Origin of the sequence: Streptomyces sp. NPDC048481 (genome assembly GCF_043200075.1) — a bacterium.
In the GTDB taxonomy this organism is placed as follows: Bacteria; Actinomycetota; Actinomycetes; order Streptomycetales; family Streptomycetaceae; genus Streptomyces.
On sequence record NZ_JBICXC010000015.1, the window covers coordinates 1 to 19,408 of the forward strand.

The 19,408-nt window shown below is 68.8% G+C and carries 14 protein-coding genes and 5 pseudogenes; 7 read left to right on the top strand and 12 right to left on the bottom strand.

What is annotated here, in order from left to right:
- Positions 1-907 precede the first annotated feature (907 nt).
- Positions 908-2,362, bottom strand: a complete 1,455-nt coding sequence (locus tag ACGFSH_RS32000) for a non-reducing end alpha-L-arabinofuranosidase family hydrolase (protein ID WP_393354672.1) — start codon at positions 2,360-2,362, stop codon at positions 908-910.
- Between the two features lie 558 nt (positions 2,363-2,920).
- On the opposite strand from ACGFSH_RS32000, the gene ACGFSH_RS32005 reads away from it, so the two are divergent.
- The 3 genes and pseudogenes from ACGFSH_RS32005 to ACGFSH_RS32015 all read left to right on the top strand — a co-directional run bounded on the left by ACGFSH_RS32005 (position 2,921) and on the right by ACGFSH_RS32015 (position 5,684).
- A complete protein-coding gene (locus tag ACGFSH_RS32005) occupies positions 2,921-4,351 on the top strand; it encodes a family 43 glycosylhydrolase (protein ID WP_393354900.1) in 1,431 nt (476 codons plus the stop codon).
- A gap of 59 nt (positions 4,352-4,410) precedes the next feature.
- Positions 4,411-4,937, top strand: a pseudogene (locus tag ACGFSH_RS32010) (IS701 family transposase); the annotation flags it as partial.
- Positions 4,938-5,288: 351 nt separating this feature from the next.
- Positions 5,289-5,684: a hypothetical protein gene (locus tag ACGFSH_RS32015; protein WP_393354674.1), complete on the top strand. Its 396-nt coding sequence runs from the start codon at positions 5,289-5,291 to the stop codon at positions 5,682-5,684.
- Between the two features lie 421 nt (positions 5,685-6,105).
- Here ACGFSH_RS32015 and ACGFSH_RS32020 read toward each other — a convergent pair whose 3' ends face one another.
- From ACGFSH_RS32020 to ACGFSH_RS32030, 3 genes and pseudogenes are all read right to left on the bottom strand, one after another.
- On the bottom strand, positions 6,106-6,672 hold the full coding sequence (locus ACGFSH_RS32020; RefSeq protein ID WP_393354676.1) for a thioesterase domain-containing protein: 567 nt from the start codon (positions 6,670-6,672) through the stop codon (positions 6,106-6,108).
- A gap of 308 nt (positions 6,673-6,980) precedes the next feature.
- A pseudogene (locus ACGFSH_RS32025) lies at positions 6,981-7,376 on the bottom strand (transposase); the annotation flags it as partial.
- Positions 7,377-7,639: 263 nt separating this feature from the next.
- Entirely contained in the window at positions 7,640-8,074 is a 435-nt protein-coding gene (locus tag ACGFSH_RS32030) for an Rrf2 family transcriptional regulator (RefSeq protein WP_393354678.1), read from the bottom strand.
- A gap of 123 nt (positions 8,075-8,197) precedes the next feature.
- Here ACGFSH_RS32030 and ACGFSH_RS32035 point away from each other — a divergent pair, with 123 nt between their 5' ends.
- Positions 8,198-8,947 carry an SDR family NAD(P)-dependent oxidoreductase gene (locus ACGFSH_RS32035; RefSeq protein ID WP_393354680.1) on the top strand — a complete coding sequence of 250 codons (750 nt, stop codon included), beginning with the start codon at positions 8,198-8,200 and terminating at the stop codon, positions 8,945-8,947.
- Positions 8,948-9,212: 265 nt separating this feature from the next.
- Here the strand turns inward: ACGFSH_RS32035 and ACGFSH_RS32040 are convergent, their stop codons facing one another.
- The 7 genes and pseudogenes from ACGFSH_RS32040 to ACGFSH_RS32070 form a co-directional block, all read right to left on the bottom strand.
- Positions 9,213-9,545, bottom strand: coding sequence for a hypothetical protein (locus ACGFSH_RS32040; protein WP_393354682.1), 333 nt, complete (start codon positions 9,543-9,545; stop codon positions 9,213-9,215).
- Positions 9,535-9,801: a hypothetical protein gene (locus tag ACGFSH_RS32045; protein ID WP_393354684.1), complete on the bottom strand. Its 267-nt coding sequence runs from the start codon at positions 9,799-9,801 to the stop codon at positions 9,535-9,537. The genes ACGFSH_RS32040 and ACGFSH_RS32045 overlap by 11 nt, the downstream gene beginning before the upstream one ends.
- A 53-nt stretch (positions 9,802-9,854) precedes the next feature.
- The gene (locus tag ACGFSH_RS32050) at positions 9,855-10,418 is read right to left on the bottom strand and encodes a DUF4232 domain-containing protein (RefSeq protein ID WP_393354686.1); all 564 of its coding nucleotides are present in this window, start codon (positions 10,416-10,418) and stop codon (positions 9,855-9,857) included.
- Between the two features lie 518 nt (positions 10,419-10,936).
- Positions 10,937-11,341: a hypothetical protein gene (locus ACGFSH_RS32055; RefSeq protein ID WP_393354688.1), complete on the bottom strand. Its 405-nt coding sequence runs from the start codon at positions 11,339-11,341 to the stop codon at positions 10,937-10,939.
- Positions 11,342-11,781: 440 nt separating this feature from the next.
- Positions 11,782-11,862: pseudogene (locus ACGFSH_RS32060) on the bottom strand (IS5/IS1182 family transposase); the annotation flags it as partial.
- A 477-nt stretch (positions 11,863-12,339) separates the two neighbouring features.
- Positions 12,340-13,314: pseudogene (locus ACGFSH_RS32065) on the bottom strand (IS701 family transposase); the annotation flags it as partial.
- 53 nt (positions 13,315-13,367) lie between these two features.
- Positions 13,368-13,889, bottom strand: coding sequence for a GbsR/MarR family transcriptional regulator (locus ACGFSH_RS32070; protein ID WP_393354690.1), 522 nt, complete (start codon positions 13,887-13,889; stop codon positions 13,368-13,370).
- A 74-nt stretch (positions 13,890-13,963) separates the two neighbouring features.
- Between ACGFSH_RS32070 and ACGFSH_RS32075 the strand changes: the two genes are divergently transcribed.
- Entirely contained in the window at positions 13,964-14,854 is an 891-nt protein-coding gene (locus tag ACGFSH_RS32075) for an ATP-binding cassette domain-containing protein (RefSeq protein WP_393354692.1), read from the top strand.
- Positions 14,851-16,422: an ABC transporter permease gene (locus tag ACGFSH_RS32080; RefSeq protein WP_393354694.1), complete on the top strand. Its 1,572-nt coding sequence runs from the start codon at positions 14,851-14,853 to the stop codon at positions 16,420-16,422. The genes ACGFSH_RS32075 and ACGFSH_RS32080 overlap by 4 nt, the downstream gene beginning before the upstream one ends.
- Before the next feature lie 28 nt (positions 16,423-16,450).
- Here ACGFSH_RS32080 and ACGFSH_RS32085 read toward each other — a convergent pair.
- A pseudogene (locus ACGFSH_RS32085) lies at positions 16,451-16,579 on the bottom strand (IS5/IS1182 family transposase); the annotation flags it as partial.
- A gap of 778 nt (positions 16,580-17,357) precedes the next feature.
- Here ACGFSH_RS32085 and ACGFSH_RS32090 point away from each other — a divergent pair.
- Positions 17,358-18,962, top strand: coding sequence for an MFS transporter (locus ACGFSH_RS32090; protein ID WP_393354696.1), 1,605 nt, complete (start codon positions 17,358-17,360; stop codon positions 18,960-18,962).
- Positions 18,963-19,408 lie beyond the last annotated feature (446 nt).

Sequence of the window (19,408 nt, forward strand, 5' to 3'; positions counted from 1 at the left end):
CCCGCGGAGCGGGTCCCCTTGCGCTGCGCGCAAGGAAAGGAAATGGATTCGCTGCGCGAATCCATAAAGGCGCTGCGCGACTTTTATAAATTCCCGCTTTGCGGGAATTGGATTTCCGCTGCGCTCCAATCTGTGAAGGGAAGCAATTCCCGCTACGCGCGAATTGCGGGCGTCCGCTGCGCTCCCGCCTTACCGGCTGCGCCGGAGCAGCGAGGGATGAGGGGGCCTCAGGCCGTTGCCTGTGTACCGTCTGGGATTCTGGCCCACCACCTGGACGCGGTCGCCCCTCGCCCCCACCTCACGGCTAAAACGCCGGGACAGCTCCGATCTTCCTCGACCTGACACCTGTTCAGGGTGCCTTGGCCCGGAAATTCAGGATCGCCCATTGAGCCTCCTGACGTGAAGTTATGCAGCATGTTCATTTGGCGGATCCGAACCACACTATCTGGAAGGCAAGTCTCAGCGCTGCATCACTTGATGCAGCGTGTAGCAATTGGGATTCTAGGCCACCATGCCGGGACGCGACTTCGTAAGCAACCAAAATCTATGAATAGGCATGCAACAGAACCATTTCTAGGTCATTTTGGAGGATCGGCTCGAGGTCGGAGTGCGCATACCTTGCCGTCGCGCCGTGCCGGCCCGGCCCCGTCCAGGGCGGGCATGCCGCCCTGGACGGGGCCGGGCCGGCAGAGGGAGATGTCGGCGATGTCCGCAACCGCTCCCGCAGCGGGCGGGCATGACCGGCCACCTCGCAGTGAAAGCACTGACCGGCCACGGGTGGGCGTTGTCACGTTGTCGGGTGGGTACGGCCTGACGGGGTGTCGAGGCACGGTTCAGTCGGGCTCCGGGCCCGGTTCGGCGTGCGTCGTTGCCCGCGAACGCCAGGAACACCGGAGCCGGACCTGTGTCATGTCACCGGATAGCGCTGCAGTGTCAGCACGCCCGGCCGGTAGGGCAGGAGGCCGTAGTCCCCGCCGTCGCTGCTGGGGTCGCGCCCCTGGTAGAGGAACTGCAGATTGCAAGGGTCGATGGTCTTGGTCTGGTCGGGGTTGGCGCGAACCAGATCGCCGTGGCTGATGTCCCTGGTCCAGGCCGTCGCGCCGCTGTTGGCGCTGCCGGCGAAGGGGCTGGTCACGGTGTCGGCCCCGGCCTGCGGTGTCCACGTGCCGTCGAGGCTGGTGGCCGTGAACGCGCGGAAGTAGCGGCCATATCCTGTGTAGTTCTGGGCCTCGACGATCATGAGGTACTGGTTCTGGCCCTGGACCTTGTAGACCTCCGGCGCCTCGAACAGGTTGAGCGCCGTGTCGCTCATGATCTTCGTGGCCGAGCCGAAGATGCCCGGGAAGTTGCCGATGGGCATGCTGGACCGGTAGATGTCGCCCTCGTCGTTGGCGAAGAACATGTACATGTTCGTGTCGTCGCCGATGAGGGTCACGTCGAGGGGACCCCCCTTCGGGAGGGTGCCCGTGAACAGCTCCTGCTGCGGGCCCCAGCCGTTAGGGTTGGTGGGGTCGGTCGAGGTTCGGTAGGAGAAGCTGTAGGGCCAACCCCCGTTGTAGGCGAGCACCCAGAGGTTCTTCGGGGCGAAGTAAAACAGCGTCGGCGCGATGCCGTCGAAGGGGATCGTGGCCTGGGTGGCGGTGGCCATGTCGGACCAGTTCGTGAAGGGGCTGAAGGTCGCCAATCCCCAGCGACCGTCGTTACCGGCGAGGTTGTTGTGCGACGTGGCATAGACGACGTGCTTGCCGTTGTAGACGACGCTGGTGAAGTCCTTGAGCGAGGCCCACCCCTCCTTCGGCTCCGCCAGCGGGCCGGTCGATGTCCAGCGGTACGTCGACGGAAGAGCACACATGTTGTTCGCCCCTGACAGGCCGGTCCACTTCTGGTTGGCGCCGCCGTGGCACGACCAGATCTGCACCGGCGTGCCGTTGGCCTTACCCCAGCCCGCGGCCTCCAGGCACAGCCCGGACCGCACGCCGACGATCGTGCCGTCGGCGTTCACCCGCCACTGCTGGTTGTCACTGCCGTTGCACGACCAGATCTGCACCGGGGTCCCGTTCGTGGTACCGCCGCCCCGGACATCCAGGCACTTGTTGCCGTACACGGTCAGCTGGCTGCTGTCCGTCAACGTCCACTGCTGGTTGATCCCACCGTGGCAGTCCCAGATCTGCACGTTCGCGCCGTCGGCCTGGCTGAAGCCCGACACATCGAGACACTTGCCGGAATCAACACCGCGCACGTCACTGGTGGTGGCCGCCTGAGCCGGGCCGGCGATGAGCAGCGCCGCCAACGCGGCCAGCGCCGCAGCCACGGCAGCGAGCACCGCAGACGGACGTCTGAGACGGAAACTACGTCTGCGCATAAGGACCTCGTAATCCTTGAGCAAGCGGATCCGGTTGGCCCGTCAGAGGCTGTCCGGAGGCGGTGCAGTGCGGCCTAGAATGTTCGACATAGCGAACGTGGGTCGAAGTGTCGAGCAACTGGATACTAGGGTGCCGGTGATCAACGTCAATACCTTGCGCAAAATTCGCGGGCAGAAACGTTCGCAGGCTGAAACCAGGCGGCTTCAAGTCCCGTGGTTGTACGGGGCTTCGGCGTGAGGTCAGGACCCAGACCAGGTCGCTCACCCGCCTGGAAACTGGTGCTTGAGGAGTGCACCGGACTGCTCCATCAGGCTGTCGTGAGAGCCGGCCGGTGAGCGGCCCCGTCGCGCCCGGTACGCGCGGGACGTGTTCGCGGGTAAAGCGCGTGTGACGAAAGCGTTGACGGAATCATTGCCCCCGCTTATCTTCTGACCGAATTCACGAACGACGTTCGAAATTACGGACAGGAACGGTCTCGCATGCCACAGAGGTCAGAGCAGCCCCCCGCCAGACGCCACAGATCCCTGATCCTGTGCGTGCTCGCCGTACTGATCGCCATGGTGTCGGCGACGACCCCGGCCGCCGCCGCCGAAGGCCGCCCGTACACCAACGCGATCAAGTCACAGAAGGGCGCCGACCCCTGGCTCGAGTACTACAACGGCAACTACTACCTGGTCACCACGTCCTTCACCGGTGTGCTGACCATGCGGAAGTCGCCGACCCTGGCCGGGCTCTCCACAGCCGCCAGTGTCCAGATCTGGAGTGACACCACCTCCACCCGCAACACCAACATCTGGGCGCCGGAGATCCACTTCTTCGACGGCCACTGGTACCTGTACTACTCCGCGGCGCAGAGCGGTGTCGCCTGCTGCGACTCCCAGCGCACCCACGTCCTGGAGAGCGCGGGCACCGACCCGATGGGCCCGTACACCTACAAGAACCAGCTCTCCGGTTCCAACCTCAGCTCCGGCGGCTGGCTCATCGACGCCACCGTCCTGCAGAACAACAACAAGCTGTACCTGGTCGGCAGCGGCTACATCAACGGCAGTCCGCAGAGCCTGGTCATCGCGCCGATGAGTAACCCGTACACGCTGGCCAGCAGCACCTTCACCGTCATCTCCAGCCCCACCGCGAGCTGGGAGACCTCGGGGGCCGCGGTCAACGAGGGACCCGAGCCGCTCTACCACGACGGCCGCACCTTCCTCACCTTCTCCGCCAGCTACTGCATGACCCCGGACTACAAGCTGGGCCAGCTGGAACTGACTGGTACCGACCCGTTGAACCCCGCTTCCTGGACGAAGAAGTCCACGCCGGTCTTCCAGCGCAATGACGCGGCAGGCGTCTACGGCCCCGGCCACAACGGCTTCTTCACCTCGCCGGACGGCACCGAGAACTGGATCGTCTACCACGCCAACAACTCCGCGAGCAGCGGCTGCGGCAACGAACGTACGACGCGGGCGCAGAAGTTCACCTGGAACGCGGACGGCACGCCGAACTTCGGCGCCCCGGTCGCGCTCGGCACCACGCTGCCCGGCCCCTCGGGCGAGACGGCGACGACCCCGACCGCGTACACCCTGGTGAACCGCAACAGCGGCAAGTGCCTGGACGTCGAGGGCGGCAGCACCTTGGACGGCGCCAACATCTCCCAGTGGAGCTGCCACGGCGGCGCCAACCAGAAGTGGCGCGTCGAGGACCTCGGCGACGACACCAGCCGGCTGGTCAACGTCGCGACCGGCAAGGTCGCGGACACCGCGAACTGCGCGATGGCCGACGGCACGGACATCGCGCAGTGGTCCTGGCTGAACAACAACTGCCAGAAGTGGCGTCTGGTCTACACGGCCACCGGCGACTACGTGCGGATCGTGAACGAGAACAGCGGCAAGGTCGCCGACGTGGCCAACTGCGGCACCGCCGACGGGACCGATGTACGGCTGTGGACCTGGCTGAACAACGACTGCCAGCAGTGGCGCCTCGTCCCCACGACCTGACCTCCCTGCGCACCCCGTGATCTGGATGCCAGGTCGGCAAACGCCTCAAGCTGCTGTCGCAGCCGGCTCACGGCGGACTCGGACCGCCCACCCTTCCCCGCTACCGCACCCCACCGCCAGCCGTCTGCGTCCTCGCCGCGCAGGCGGGTGCGGAGCGGTTACCGAGGTGACCTGGAGGCAGGGCAGCAAAGGCACGATGACCTCACGGTTCGCGGTGCTGACAGTGCGGCCTGCGGGCAAGCAGTCGCTGGCCGCAGCTCAGGAGGCGGGCGGCGGCCGCAACCGCTGGGACGGCGTCCTGCCCGTCCAGACACTCCTCGTGGAATGGCCGGACGGCCAGGACACTCCGACGGGCTACTGGATATCGAACCTGCCCGCCGCCACCCCGGTCGCTGACCTGGTGCGGTGGGCGAAGATGCGCCGGCGGATCGAGCACGACTACCGCGAGCTCAAGCATGGCCTCGGGCTGGGCCACTTCGAGGGCCCCACCTGGCGCGGCTGGCACCACCACGTCACCCTTGTCACCGCCGCCCAGGCATTCCTCACCCTCCGGCGGCTCGACCCAAAAGTCCGCACACTGGCCTGACTCTCTACCAAGTCCTCGACGTTCTTCAGGACCTGCTCAGGTGCTGGACCGGTACCTGCACCACCTGCGGATGCCCCCTGCCCGCCCTCGGAGCAGCCGCAGACAGCCCACAACCTAACGAAGCACTACTAGTCCACCTCCGATTCCCACATGCTCACGCTCCCGGCGATGCCGGGGATCCAGTTGGCGCTGAGTCCACAGGGAGTTGGCGCAGAGTTTTCGACCCGCGAGGCAGCCTTGTCCGGGACCGAGTCATGGGAGAAAAGTTGCCGCAAGCGTGAACCGTCGCCGCCTCCCTTGGAGGTGGCAAGAGAACGGGAGAGAGTCTTGCGAGTCTTGCGAAGTGCCTCGATGGTGGTTGCGATCGCGGCGACATCGATGATGGGTCTGGCCACTCAGGCGCAGGCGTCATCGAACAGCGGCTGGGTGTACACCAGCAATATGAGCGGCGCCGCGTACTTCGACGCCGATCTCAACGGTTACCCGAGCGTGGAGAAGGTCACGGTCTGCGACAACACCTCCGACAGGCGTGGCATCCAGGTCAGGCTTGTCGGCAAGAGTGGCGATGGAAACACCACCTCAATGACCATCCTGCGCGACCCCTCAAATGACGGCCACTGCGAGTCGTCCCAGGGCAACTGGTTCCTCGAGGAGACGGTCGTCGGCGTCAGCGTGGAAGAGTACTGGACCGCTTCTGACGGCCACACGGAGTACGACCACTTCGGCGCCGGGCAGGGCATCGCCTGACGAGGCGTAGCTGCTGGCCTCACGTGGGCGTGCCCTCTCATGAGACGGAAGCTGGGCGCCGGCTCCGAGCGTACTTTTCAGGCGGCGTCCAACACCTCCCTCCTCACGTTTTGCAGGTCAGCCACGGCTATCCACCTGACATCCGTTCGAGATGTACAGCAACCGCTTTTCGGCACATGCGGGTCGGCTCCGTCCAACTGGACGCCTGGCCGTGGACTGGGCCACTGTCGTCTCGACCTGACAGGTCAAGGACACGGGCCCGGTCGTGCTCCTTGCGGTTCGGCGGCTCCCGCACGCGATACTCCATGGCGACACCCAGTACGCGTTCCGGAAGGCGCGCGTGAAGTCGGAGGCACGGAACGGGCGACTCGAAGGCACCCCCCGCGCCGTGTATCCGAGCCGAACGGGTCACGTCAGCCCCTCAGGGTCGGTCCGGGCCCGCCGCGTGTGACAGGAGCTCCGCCGGAATCGGCCCCACGGTGCGCATGGGTCCGCGGTGCGGCATCCGGGCAGGGGGACAGTCGACCTCGTGGACGACGGTTCGACCGATGACGTACGGCCCCCACTCCGCCCCCGGGTGGTGGGCTGCCGCCGCGGAGCGTGAGGCGACGAGCACCAGGTCCCCGTCGAAGACACCCGGCTTGTGGGCGTGGGCCAGGCGCGCGGTGTACCTCAGTTCCGCGGCCATGGTCCGCGTCCGCTCGGGACCGAGCAGCTCGGCGACGCCCAGCTCGGTGAGGAACTCCCTCTGCCGGTCGCAGTGCCCGGCCGGCTCGGGACCTTCGTGCAGCGGGTAGGCGTCCAGCAGCGCGAGCACGGCCACCTTCCGGCCGTCGGCGCGCAGGCGGGTGGCCAGGGCGTGGGCGACGAGACCGCCGTACGACCAGCCGAGCAGGTGGTCCGGCTCCTCGGGCTGGACCATCGTGACCTGCCGCACCATCCGTGCGGCCACCGCGTCCAGGCCGCCCGTGGACTCCTCGGCGCCCACGCCAGCGTTCCGATAGGAGTTTCTACGGATCATGAGCGGAGATCCGATAGCAGACGTGCTCGCGGTTGGTAGAACTGCCGGATATGGTCGCGGCGCAGCGGCGGTGGACCGGCAGCGGTAGAGCCCGACGGCCCCGGCCGAGCGGGCCGAGTCAGACCGGGCCAGTGACGGGTTTCGTCCTCCCGGCCCTCTCTGCGGCGGTAGCGCCATCACATCGGCTTGCAGGTCATTGGTGTGGGACAAGAGGGCTCGAGGCCGGACGATGTCAGGGCGCGCCCTTCGCGGCCAGCGAGATGACCATCTGGCGGTCAGGCGCTTCTGGCGCTTCTGGCGCTTCTTGACGATCTTCGGTTGGAGCGGGGTGCCGCGTCCGTCGCAGATCCGGTGGTGTTTGCTGCCCGTCTTGCGGCGGTCGACTGGCGACGGACCAGTTTTGGCGCCCTCTTTTTCGCGTGGACGTGGGAGCCGTCCACGCCCGCGCGGGACCAGTCGACTTCGGCGGCCGCGTTCAGCTCGGCGAGCAGGATGCGGTGCAGTGGGTCGAAGACTCCGGCCTGCTGCCAGTGGTCCAGGCGCCACCAGCAGGTCCGTCCCGAGCCGAATCCCAGCTCCGGCGGCAGGAGTTGCCAGGCTATGCCGTTGTAGAAGACGTACAGGATGCCCTGCAGACACAGCCGGTCCGGTACCGGCCGTGGGCCCGGCGACTTCTCTGGCCAGGGGCGGCAGCAGCGGCTCGATCAGCGCCCACGAGTCGTCGTCCACGATCCATGGCCGGGTGCTCTCATCCTCCCGAACGGCGGAATCGTCACATCGGTCATGCCGGACCAGGGCACTACGACAAGATCAAGTTACGAGCTCGTAGGACATGGTCTGATACCGCAACGGTCTTCGGCGTGACTGGTTGCCAGGCTGTTCGCCGGCCTGGGCTGGATGGGGGTCTTGGTGATGTCAGGGCGTAACGGGGAGGCTAGCGAGGCGCCGCGAGTACGTCCCGGAGTACGTTCGCGAGCGTGACGCGGGCCAGCTCGTGTCTCAGGGTCTCCTCGATGCCCTCGTAGATGTTCTGCATCGCCGGCTGGATGCCGTGACCCACCACGCATTCCTGGTCCGGGGTGGTGCGGTGCATTGCGAACAGCGGGCCGGGTTCCACTGCCTCGTACACGTCGAGCAGGGTCATCGACTCCAGCTCGCGTGCCAGTGACCAGCCCGCGCCCACGCCCCGCCGGGACTCCACGAGCCCGGCCCTGCGCAGCTCGCCGAGCAGCCGTCTGATCACCACTGGGTTGGTGTTCGCGCTGGTCGCGATCTGCTCGGAGGTGGCGACCTCATGGCCTTGGCGCTGGTAGAGGCCGATCCAGGCCAGCGCATGGGCGGCGATGGTCAGCCTGCTGTTGGCGCTCATGGACTCCTCCTCTCGGCCGTGACGCTTCATCTTACGGCAGTCGTAACAGTGAAGGTTGCAATCACCTGTCGTAACAATTAACGTTGCGACAGCCGGAAAGGGTCAATCAACGAGGTGAGAAGAATGAGCAAGCCGCTCACGGGCAAAGTCGCCCTGGTCACCGGGGGGTCGCGCGGACTGGGAGCCGCGACCGTACGACTGCTGGCCGAGCAGGGCGCAGACGTCGCCTTCACCTACGTCAGCTCCGAGAAACAGGCGCAGGCCGTCGTCGACGAGGTGCACGGCAAGGGAGCCAAGGCCGTCGCCTTCCAGTCGGACCAGGCGGACACGCGCCGGGCGCCGGCGCTGATCGACGACGTGGTCGCGCACTTCGGCGGCTTGGACATCCTCGTCAACAACGCGGCGATCTCCGTGGCCGGCACGGTGGACGACCCGGATGCCGACACCGCCGCACTGGACCGGATGCACGCCACCAACTACCTCGGCGTGATCGCCGTCATCCGGGCCGCCTCCCGAGTGCTGCGCGCGGGCGGCCGCATCATCACAGTCAGTTCGGGACTGGGCTCCCGGGTCGGCGCCCCCGGCCTTGCCGACTACTCGGCGACCAAGTCCGGGATCGAGAGGTACACCATGGGCGTCGCACGCGACCTCGGGCCCCGGAACATCACGGCCAACGTCGTGGAGGCCGGACTGATGGAGGGCGGCATGCAACCGCCGGACCCCGAGACCCTCAAGGCCCTGGTCAGCTCGCTGTCCCTGCAACGCATGGGGCACCCAGACGAAATCGCCGCGGCGATCGCCTTCCTGGCGAGCCCCGCCGCGTCGTACGTCACGGGCGCAGTGCTGGACGCCCACGGCGGCTACAACGCCTGAACCCGAACCCCTGCCACGCGCCTGTACTCGACACGCATCCGCATCGTGACGGAACAGGTGCGCCAGCCGCTGGCGACGAGACCGCAGAACAGGCCCTGCCGGGCTGCCGGCGCATCGATGTGGATACTGTGCGGGCCGTACCCGCCGGCAAAACGGAAAATGCCGTGGCCGGTCAGGCCTCGCCTTCGTTCCCTGCCCCGCACCGTGATGCTCCCAGTGCGGGGCAGGGCGCTTGTGTCTGAGTGTCCGCGGTTGGGCGGCAGGGTCACTCGGACGCCATGCGGTCACCCTGGGAGGTGCTCGCGAGCCAGCAGACGCCACCCGCGGGCATCCAGCCGACCTGGTCGAGGGCGGTCACGAGCCGGGCGAGGACGGCTTCGGCGCCACCGCTCCAGGGCTCGAGCCCGGTGTCGCCGAGTTCGCCGATCTCCATCAGGCCGTCCCGCATCAGTTCGGTGAGCAGCTCGATGGCCAGGAACCGGAAGTCGCCGCCCGACTGCTCGCTCTCCTCGCGTGCGAGCCAGATCAGCCGGTCCACCGGGACCCAGTCGTCCAGTCCTTCGACGAGGAGGTCACGGATGATGGCCTTACTGTCCATCGGGCAGATGCACCTTCATTCCTGTGCCGGTGACGGGGAAGATGTCGATCGTCTCACCGCCGGACCCACCGACCGCCTTGTCCAGCCTCCCGGCCCACCAGCCTTCGACCAGACTCGCCTGCGCCTCCAACCCGAAGGTGCGCCACGGTGGTCCGGGCGGACCATACCTGTAGCTGGCATGGCCGCCCATATTGGCGAGCGCCGCTTTCACCATCACCCGCCCCAGCAAGTGAGCTGCCGGGACGGCCACCTCCACGTATGCAGGCCGCTCAGCAGCGGCCCCATTCGCGACGATCTACAGCTGGAGTATCAGGAAGGCTTGACCGCCGAGACCGGGGTGACGGTCACCTTGTTGTCGCACTCGGCCCACCACCCGTCGTTCAGGGCGACCTGGTGCTTCCCGGAGTGCGGCAACCCGATGACCATCGTCGGATACGCCGCCGGGGTCTTGCCCGACACGCAGTAGCCGTCACCCTCCCCCTGGACCTGGACGAAGGTCAGCTTCACCCACGCCTTGCCGTGGGGCCGGACCGTCACGGTGGCCGCCCTGCCGGTGCGGGTGACCTTGAGCGGGGTGTTGTGGGAGGGGGAGCCGTTGCCGGCGCCCGCGACCGTCGGATAGCCCTTCAGGACGCACGTCTTCCGGGAGACGTTGATGAACTGCACGACCGCCGCCCCGGTCCCGGTCCCGACGGGCGGGTGAGCGGCCTGCCGGGCGCTGATCTGGAGGGCGGAGGCCGGGCAGGCGGGCGGCGGGGTGGTGGTGCTCGCCGCCAGGGCGGTGCCGGGCAGGATGGCGGTCACCGCCGCCGCGACGGCCGTGACCGCCGTCGTCGCCAGAGCCGCCCTGCGAATGCTGTTGCTGTGTCGCATGCTGTCGTCCCCCTGAGTCGTGTCGTCCGCGGGTTTCGGTCGTTGGTTGTTGTCCCGCGGTACGCGTGGTCGTTGGTACGTGAGTGCAGAGAGGGCGGGAGAGCGGCAGGGTTCCGTGCGGCGACTGCTTGTGACGGAACGGTGACGACAGGCTGCCTGCTGCGCAGATTGCCGTCAGGGCAGACAGGAGCACCTTCAGCGCGCCACGGGTCTTGCCCCGCCCCGGTGCGCACAGAAGGTTCGCTGAGTCGCTGACCTGCGGTAATCGAACTCCGATGACCCAAACTCGCGCCCGTCGAAGTCCGATGGCAAACGGTCAGGACGCAGTGGCACGGGACAGCGGCAGACGGCGCCGCCGGGTACCGGCCGGACCGGGTCGCCCAGGCGATGGCGCAGCCGCCCCCGACAACGCGGGCTTCCGGGGCTGCCTTGGGGTTGCCCGCGTGGTCGGTGGCCGCGGCTTGCCCGGGTCGCGTGCGGAAGCGGGAGAGCCAGCCGCCGGCCTTCTGCGCAGCGCCCTATTTCTCCGCCTCGCGGCGCAGGCGCTCCTGCTCCTGGCGCTCGCGTTCGTCGGCTTCGGTCTGCTGCTCGGCGGATACGGCCCGGTCCTGGCAGTCCTCGCACAGGTGTGGGTGCGACTGGCGCTTGCACTCCCGGGTGCAGCCGATCGCCTCCCACCTGGCGTCGGCGAACTTCTGCCCGCAGTCCGCGCAGACCGGACGCCTCGCCTCCCGCTCCGCGGCCATCCGTTCCTCACGGCGCCGTTCCTCTTCCCGGGCGGCCTGGCGGCGGCGGGCGAGGCAGGCGTCGCGGCGGGCGTTTCCGATCGCGTCCAGCAGTGGCTGGCGGTGTTCGCGGCCGAAGCGGCAGAAGACGAACCCGGCCGGGCCCTGTTCGCGCAGCTGGTTCAGTGTGGTCGCCACGATCGGGATGCAGCGGGCCGGCCGCACCCGGACAAGGGGGCGGCGGCGCGGGCGCACCACGTGTACAGCACCGTCGTGGCGGCGGCGCGGTGGTCGGCCTGGTCCTGCACGAGCCGTTCCGGGTAGCCGGACTCGTGCGTGATGTAGGTGTGCCGCAGGCAGTACGGTTCAAGTCCTGCTCCAGCCCGGCAAGATCCCGAACGAGGGCGAAGGCCTCATCGATGCGCCGGGGGTTGATCCCGCCGCAGCGTTCGGTCACCTGCAGCGCCGGATGCGCGCCCGCCCCGAAACCGGCCCGCACGTCGGTCGTCCACTTCTTGACTAGGGGAAAGGCTGCGGGCCATGTAGCACCGAAGCGGAGCGAAGTGTTGTCGGTGTGCCATCTCGCGCCCTTGCTCCGGCCGTCATGTCGCGACCGGAGCGTCCCGGGCAAGCAGCCCGCGCGACCAGTCCAGCGCACCGCGAGCGCCCAGCTCGTCCAAGACGACGCGGTGGAGCCGGGCCCACACCCGGTCCCGGCTCCGCTGAGCACAGCCCCGGTAGACAGTGGGCCACGGGTCCTGGAGGCTTCGTCGTCCGGGCCCGCCGACAACCGCCGGCGCGACGTAAGCGTTCGTTGCTGAGATGCCCAGCACCTCCGCTCCGATCACCCCGGGGCCGAGCCGTAAGCGCTCGTTTCCCAGACCCGGGCGGAGCCGGGACACTGGAGGCGTGTCACGAGGGCTCGGGCGAGTGTAGCGAGCCGTGCTGGCGTACGTGCGCAGCGAGCCCGGCGGACGCAGCGACATCGACGGGACCCCACTGGCAGCCTCGGTCACCGGCCTCGCCCGCGTCGTCTCCGGCAGTCGAGCAGCCGAGCGACGCCCAGCGCGCTGCCGTACGGCGAGCCGTGCGCCGCCTCGAGGCCGGAGGCCAGGTCGAAGTCCACCGCCTCCGTGTCGGGCGTACCTACACCCAGCAGCGCGCCCATCCCTGCTTCTGGCCGCCGGGCTACGACAGGCCCAGCGGCTGCCCGCAACGCGGATCAGCTCGTCCAGGGTCGTCTCGGCGGGGCAGTAGGCGATGTAGTAGGAGATTTCATCCGGGCGGCTGACGCTGCGGCGGGCGAGGACCCAGTGCCGACGGTCGGGCCGGTGCCAGGGCCTGACCTCAACCCGTGCCCAGTCATAGATCCTCCGGCCGTGGACGCCATCGCCGCAGGAGCGGCGTTTCCACTTCCCCCGGGGCAGGCCGGGAAACAGGTCGTGGACGGGGTGATCGATGGCCCAGCGGGTGACGACGGTGTCGTGGCGAGCGTGGCCATGACGTGGAAAACGTCCGCTTGCTCGAGCTCGTGACGCCAGCCCTTGGAGAAGCCGTAGGCGGCGTCTGCGGTCACCCACCGGAACGGCATCTTGTCGGCGATCGCGCGGCGGTCCATCGCTTTTGCCATCGCCACCTTCGTCTCGAAGGCGACCTCGTCGCCGATGTCGGCCCGGCGGCACCGTTCCCGGTCGTCTGTCCAGGACGTAGGCAGATACAGACGGCGGTCGATCAACGTCCGGCCACCGGGAGCCGCATAGGCCAGGAAGACTCCGATTTGGCAGTTCTCCGTCCGCCCGGCGGTGCCGGAGTACTGCCGCTGCACCCCTGCCGACCGCACCCCCTTCTTCAGGAAGCCAGCGTCGTCCACGATCAGGACGGCGTCCGGGTCACCCAAATTGCCGACTGCGTACTGACGCACGTCGTCGAGAACGTCGTCGGCATCCCGGTCGGTTCGGCTCAGCATCCGGTGGATGCGGTCCGGGCCCGCATGACCGGCCTCCTCCGCCAGGGTCCAGCCGTTCTTGCGTTGCAGCGGAGCGATCAGTCCACGCATATAGGCCAGCGCCGACTGGCGCGGCTCCTCCCGGTTGAACCGGGCAACGAACCGCTCATGCAGAGCGCCTCGTTCACCTGCCCACAAACCTGGCACCAGCAACGTAGCCACCCATACCGACACCCACGACCGACCTGGCCAGCAGTCACGGCAAGCACCGTTGCAGTACTAGGAGCGCCGGGAGGAACGGTCGCCGAAGAGCTGCTCGCGGTGCACCCGCCAGCGCTCCATCATGGCCGCGATCTCACCGTCGACGAACTCGAAGAACGCGAGCGTCTCGGCCAGACGGCGTCCCGCCGGGGTGTCGTCGCCGAGACCGGCGACGCCCTCGCGCAGCGCAGCACCCCACCGCTTGAGCACGGCCTCGCGGTTGGTGAGGGCCTCGTACCACTGGTCGCTGTGCACCCGGTAGCGCTCGCGCCGGGAGCCGGGCTCGCGCTCCCTCGAGACCATATGCTGCTGGGACAGGTAACGCACCGCGCCGGACACCGCGGCGGGACTGATCCGCAGCTGCTCGCCCAACTCGGCGGAGGTCAGGGCGCCTTGGTCCGAGGCGAGGAGCGCGGTGAAGACCCGGGCAGGCATGCGCTGCATCCCGGCTTCGAAGAGCTGCGCCGCGAAGGACTCCACGAACCGGGACACCGCCTCGGCGTTCCGCGTGTCCGATCCGTCACCCGCTGAATCCGTCATGAGAGCCATCCTATCGACGCTTCACCAGCTTCCTCATCTTCACAACTTTCTGAAAGAAGCGTACGTTCTGGAGCATGACGAAGGCCATCTCTGTGTCCGGACTGCACAAGTCCTTCGGGCGCACCCACGCCCTCACCGGTCTCGATCTGCAGGTCGAGACCGGTGAGGTGCACGGTTTCCTCGGCCCCAATGGAGCCGGCAAGTCCACCGCCATCCGGATCCTGCTCGGCCTGCTGCGCGCCGACGCGGGCGCGGCCCGGGTCCTCGGCCTCGACCCGTGGGCCGACGCGGTCGAGGCGCACCGTCGTATCGCGTACGTGCCGGGCGACGTGACCCTCTGGCGCAACCTCTCCGGCGGCGAGGTCATCGACCTGTACGGCCGGCTGCGCGGCGGCCTGGACGCGGCCCGCCGTGCCGAGCTGATCGACCGCTTCGAACTCGACCCCACCAAGAAGGGCCGCACCTACTCCAAGGGCAACCGGCAGAAGGTCGCCCTGGTCGCCGCGTTCGCCTCGGACGTCGACCTCCTCATCCTCGACGAACCGACCTCGGGCCTGGACCCGCTGATGGAGGCGGTCTTCCGGCGCTGTGTGGAGGAGGAGCGCGACAGGGGCCGGACGATCCTGCTGTCCTCCCACATCCTCAGCGAGGTCGAGGAGTTGTGCGACCGCGTCAGCATCGTCCGCAAGGGCCGCACCGTCGAGACGGGCTCGCTGGCCGACCTGCGCCATCTGACGAGGACGAGCGTCTCAGCCGAACTCGCGGGCCCGCCCGACGGACTGGCCGGCCTCCCCGGCGTGCACGGTCTCGACGTCCGGGGAAACCGGGTGCGGTTGCAGGTCGACGCCGACCGGCTCGACGGCGTGCTGCGCTCGTTGAGCGAATCGGGGGTGCGCTCACTGACGTCGACGCCGCCGACCCTGGAGGAACTCTTCCTGCGCCACTACCAGGAGACGCCGGCATGACCGCCCTCGCGGGCACCGGCCCGCTCCTGCGCTTCGCGCTGCGCCGCGACCGTGTGCTGATCCCCGTCTGGGTAGCCGTCAACACCACGATGGTGCTCTCCATGCCGGCCACCCTCAAGGGCCTCTACGACACCCCGGCCGACCGCGCCGACCTGCTGCAGCAGGTGGAGACCAACTCCTCCCTGCGGGCTCTGATCGGCCCGGCCTTCGACGACTCCCTCGGGGCGCTCACCGCCTGGCGGGTGGGCGTCTACGCGGCCGCGCTGGCCGCCGTGACCAGCCTGCTGATCGTCGTACGGCACACCCGTGACGAGGAGGAGAGCGGACGTCAGGAGCTGATCGCGTCCGGCATGGTCGGCCGGCGGGCCTCGCTGACGGCGGCGCTGCTGGCCGCCGGGGTCGCGAACACCGTGCTGGCTCTGCTGGTCACGGCGGGTCTGGCCGGTCAGGGAGCGGCGGGGGCGGCGGCGTTCGGCCTCGGTCTCGCCGGGGTGGGCATGCTGTTCGCCACGACGGCCGCCCTGGCGGCACAGCTAACGGAGAGCGCGCGGCTGGCCCGTGGCCTGACGGCGGCGGTGCTGAGCGGGGCCTTCGTGCTGCGGGCCGCGGGCGACTCGTCGGCGGACGATGGCTCGTCGCCGCTGACCTGGCTGTCTCCGCTGGGCTGGCTGGAGAACCTGCGGGCGTTCGCGGACGAACGGTGGTGGGTGCTGTCACTGCTCGCGGCCGCGATCGCGACGCAGGGCGCGCTGGCGTACGGGCTCGCCGGCCGCCGGGACGTGGGCATGAGTTTCCTGCCGACCCGGCCGGGCCCGGCGGCCGGACGCCTGGGCACGGCCGCCGCCCTGTCCTGGCGGCTGCAACGGGGCGCCGTGCTCGGCTGGAGCGCCGGCTTCTTCCTCGCGGGGGTGGTGTACGGCGGCCTGACGGAGGGCGCGGCGGACCTGGTCGGCGACAACGACAAGGCCCGCGAGATCTTCGAGCGGATGGGTGGCCGGTCGGGGCTGACGGACGCCTTCCTCGCCTCGATGATCGGCATGCTGGGCATGGTCGCGGCCCTGTACGTCGTCGCGTCCGTGCTGCGCCTGCACGGTGAGGAGACCTCCGGGCGCGCGGAACCGGTGCTGGCGAACACGGTGGGCCGGCTGCGCTGGGCCGCCGGGCATCTGACGATCGCCTTCGGCGGCGCGGCGCTGATCATGCTCCTGGCCGGCCTCGGCTTCGCGGCGGGTTACGGCAGGGACGGCGGACCGATCCTGGCCGCCTGTCTGGTGCAGCTGCCGGCGGTGTGGCTGGTCGGTGGCCTGACGGTCGTGCTCTACGGAACCGTCCCGCGTCTGGCCCCGGCCGCCTGGGGAGTGGCGGGCGCGGTCCTGCTCATCGGCTGGATCGGGCCGGCCCTCGATGCCCCGCAGTCGGTCCTGGACCTGTCGCCGTTCGGCCACCTGCCCAAGCTGCCGGGCGCGGAGATGCGGTGGACGCCGGTGCTGACGCTCCTGTGCGCAGCGGCGCTGCTGGTGGCCGCCGGGCTGGCGGGACTGCGACGCCGGGACATGACCTCGTCCTAGCTCTCAAGAAGTGGAGGTTTCGTTCGGATCATCGGGCGGACCAGAGGAAGAGGCCTGCGATATGGAATCCGGCCAGGTAGATGGTGGCGGTCTTCCTGGAACGGGTGGCGATGCCGCGCCACTGCTTCAGGCGGTTGATGCACCGCTCGACGGTGTTGCTCCGCTTGCAGATCTCGCGGTGGCTGCGAGGTAGTAGACGGGCAGCCGCGCATAGCCCGGGGCGGACGACGTCGTGCAGACCCTGCTGGTGCAGGTCCGGCGCGAAAGCGAGGACGCCTCACCCCAGCGCCGCGCTGTACGAGGGGCCCGCGGTGTACGGGGAGTCCCAGGCCCGGGCCAGGCTGAGCCATCCGGCCGCTGGTCCGGGCCCTGGTCGTGTGATCGCTCTCGCTGGCCTGACGGCGATAAAGATCTCGACGAATCCGTCTGCGACAGCAACGAAGATGTGGTCCGCGGTGTTGACGAAGACTCCAGTCGTCAGCAGAGCGCGCTTGGTCTCCGTGACAAGATCAATCGATTCTCCGCGGCCAGGGGTACGGGTCACCACATACAGCGCTACCAACTCATCGGCTACCCGGCAGTGGAATCAAGCACGCTCCAGGTCAGCCCTCCGCCACCAGCACCGGGCCGAGCGGTGTGGGAGACAAAGACTCGTTGCTCAGGTTCTGGGCGTGACACCGGAAGGCCGCTTCCTCGCCCCGTTCCCGGCGAGCGGTGTCGAACTTGGCTCCGGCGAGGCTGCTTATCCCGGCCACAGGGCCAGTAGATCCCTCCGGAGCGCGCCTTTCCCCGCGGTCGGGCCGCGCCGGTTGGCCGGCCGGTTGTGCTTGCCGCATTCTTCCGGCACCGCCGCGATGCGCGACGTTCGCCCCCGTGCAGAAATGGAGGCGACGTGTAGACCGGTCCGGCAGGCGGACGCTAGGGAGCCCGAGACAATGGGAAAGTGGAAGGCGCTGGCCGTGCTGGGCACGGCCCAGTTCTTGATGGTCCTCGATACCGCCGTGATGAACGTGTCCATCAGCCGGTTGGTGGAGGACTTCCACACCACCGTCACCGCAATCCAGACCGTGATCGCCCTGTACGCGCTGGTGATGGCGGCGTTCATGATCACCGGGGGCAAGCTCGGCGACCTGCTCGGCCGCCGCCGCGCCTTCGGTCTGGGGCTCGTGGTCTACGGGCTCGGCTCGGCGATCACGGCTGCTGCGCCGGTGCTGTGGGTGCTGGCGCTGGGCTGGTCGGTCATCGAAGGCCTGGGCGCCGCGATCGTCCTGCCCGCCTTGGCGGCGCTGGTCGCGGGATCCTACCGAGGCCGGGATCGTGTGCTGGCCTACGGGGTCATCGGCGGGCTCTCGGGCGTCGGCATCGCCGTCGGGCCGCTCCTGGGCGGATGGGTGACCACCTATCTCACCTGGCGGCTGGTCTTCGTGGGTGAGGTGGTTGTGGTCGTCGTAATCCTCGCGCTGCTGCGCTGGATCGAGGTGCCCCCGGAGGCCGCCCGGCGGGTGCGGCTCGACGTCGTCGGCGCGGTGCTGTGCGCGGTGGGTCTGGCGGGGATCGTGCTCGGCATCCTGCAGAGCAGTTCCTGGGGCTGGCTGCGGCCGAAGGAGTCGCCATTTACCGTATTCGGCTTCTCCGCCACGCTGTTCGTCGTCGCGGCCGGAGGCGTGGTGCTCGGCCTGTTCGTCAGCTGGGAGCGGCGTCGGGAGGCGCGCGGCGCGGACCCGCTGGTCCGCCTGGAACTGTTCCGGGTGCCAACGTTGCGGGCCGGGCTGCTCATGCTGCTGATCCAGAGCACGGTCCTGCTCGGCCTGTTCTTCGTCATCCCGCTCTACCTCCAGGTGGTCCAGGAGTTCAGCGCATTCCAGACCGGTCTGCGACTGCTTCCCGTCTCGGCGACCATGCTGGTCGCCGCCATGAGCGGCTCCGCGCTCGCCCGCGCCGCCTCGCCCCGGACGGTGGCGCGCTGCGGTCTGCTCGTCATGCTCGGGGCCGTCGTTTGGCTGCTGGCCACCGTCGAGCCGGTGATCGACGACCTCTCCTTCGCTTTCGCCATGGCCCTGCTCGGGCTCGGCATGGGTCTGCTGGCGTCGCAACTGGGCAACGTCGTTCAGTCCAGCGTGGGCGAGGAGGCGCGCAGCGAGGCGGGCGGCCTGCAGAACACGGCCCAGCAGTTCGGCTCGGCTCTGGGCACGGCCCTGATCGGCGCCATTTTGATTGCCGCCCTCGCCGGAGCGTTGAACAAGCAGATCGAGGCGGACCCGCGGATCTCCCAGGCGGTACGTCAGCAGGTCGGCGTGGCGCTCGAGACCGGGGTGCAGTTCGTGCCGACCGACCAGGTGTCCGCCGCGTTGAAACAGGCGCAGGTGCCCCCCGACCAGGCCCAGCATCTCGTCGATGCGTACGCCGCCGCGCAGCTCAACGGGCTGAAGGCCGCGATCCTCGCGGCGGGCGGCATCACGCTGTGCGGCTTCGGCTTCACCCGCCATCTGCCCGCCCGGCGGCTCACCGCGGAGAAGGACGTCCCGAGCAAGGAGGGGTGAGCTCTGGGCGCACATCGCAAAAACCGAAAGCCGTCGTGCAGGTGGGGTGAGCGGGCCGGCCTCTGGGCCGCCCACCGATCACCTTTATGCGCTGGCAACGAGTACCGCCGCCCTGTGGCCACGGGAAGCAAGCAGCTGACGTAGCGCAGCACCCGGCGTCGGGGCGCTGTAGCTGCCGACACATCCCCCGCCGTCGGTGGCACCGACTCTGCCGATGAGGCCGCCATGTCCGGCACCGCCCGCCCGGACATGGGCGAGGACGCCATGACGCGCTCGGGGGAGCGCATGCACGTCGGCATCGAAAAGCGGGGCCGGACATCAGCGAGGCCGAACACGAGTCACCCTCCACGAGAGGAACACCCCGTGGCACAGACCGAGACTGTACCGGTGGAGCGGGTGCGCATGACGTCCGAAGAACACACCGACAACCGTGCGCGGCCAGGTCC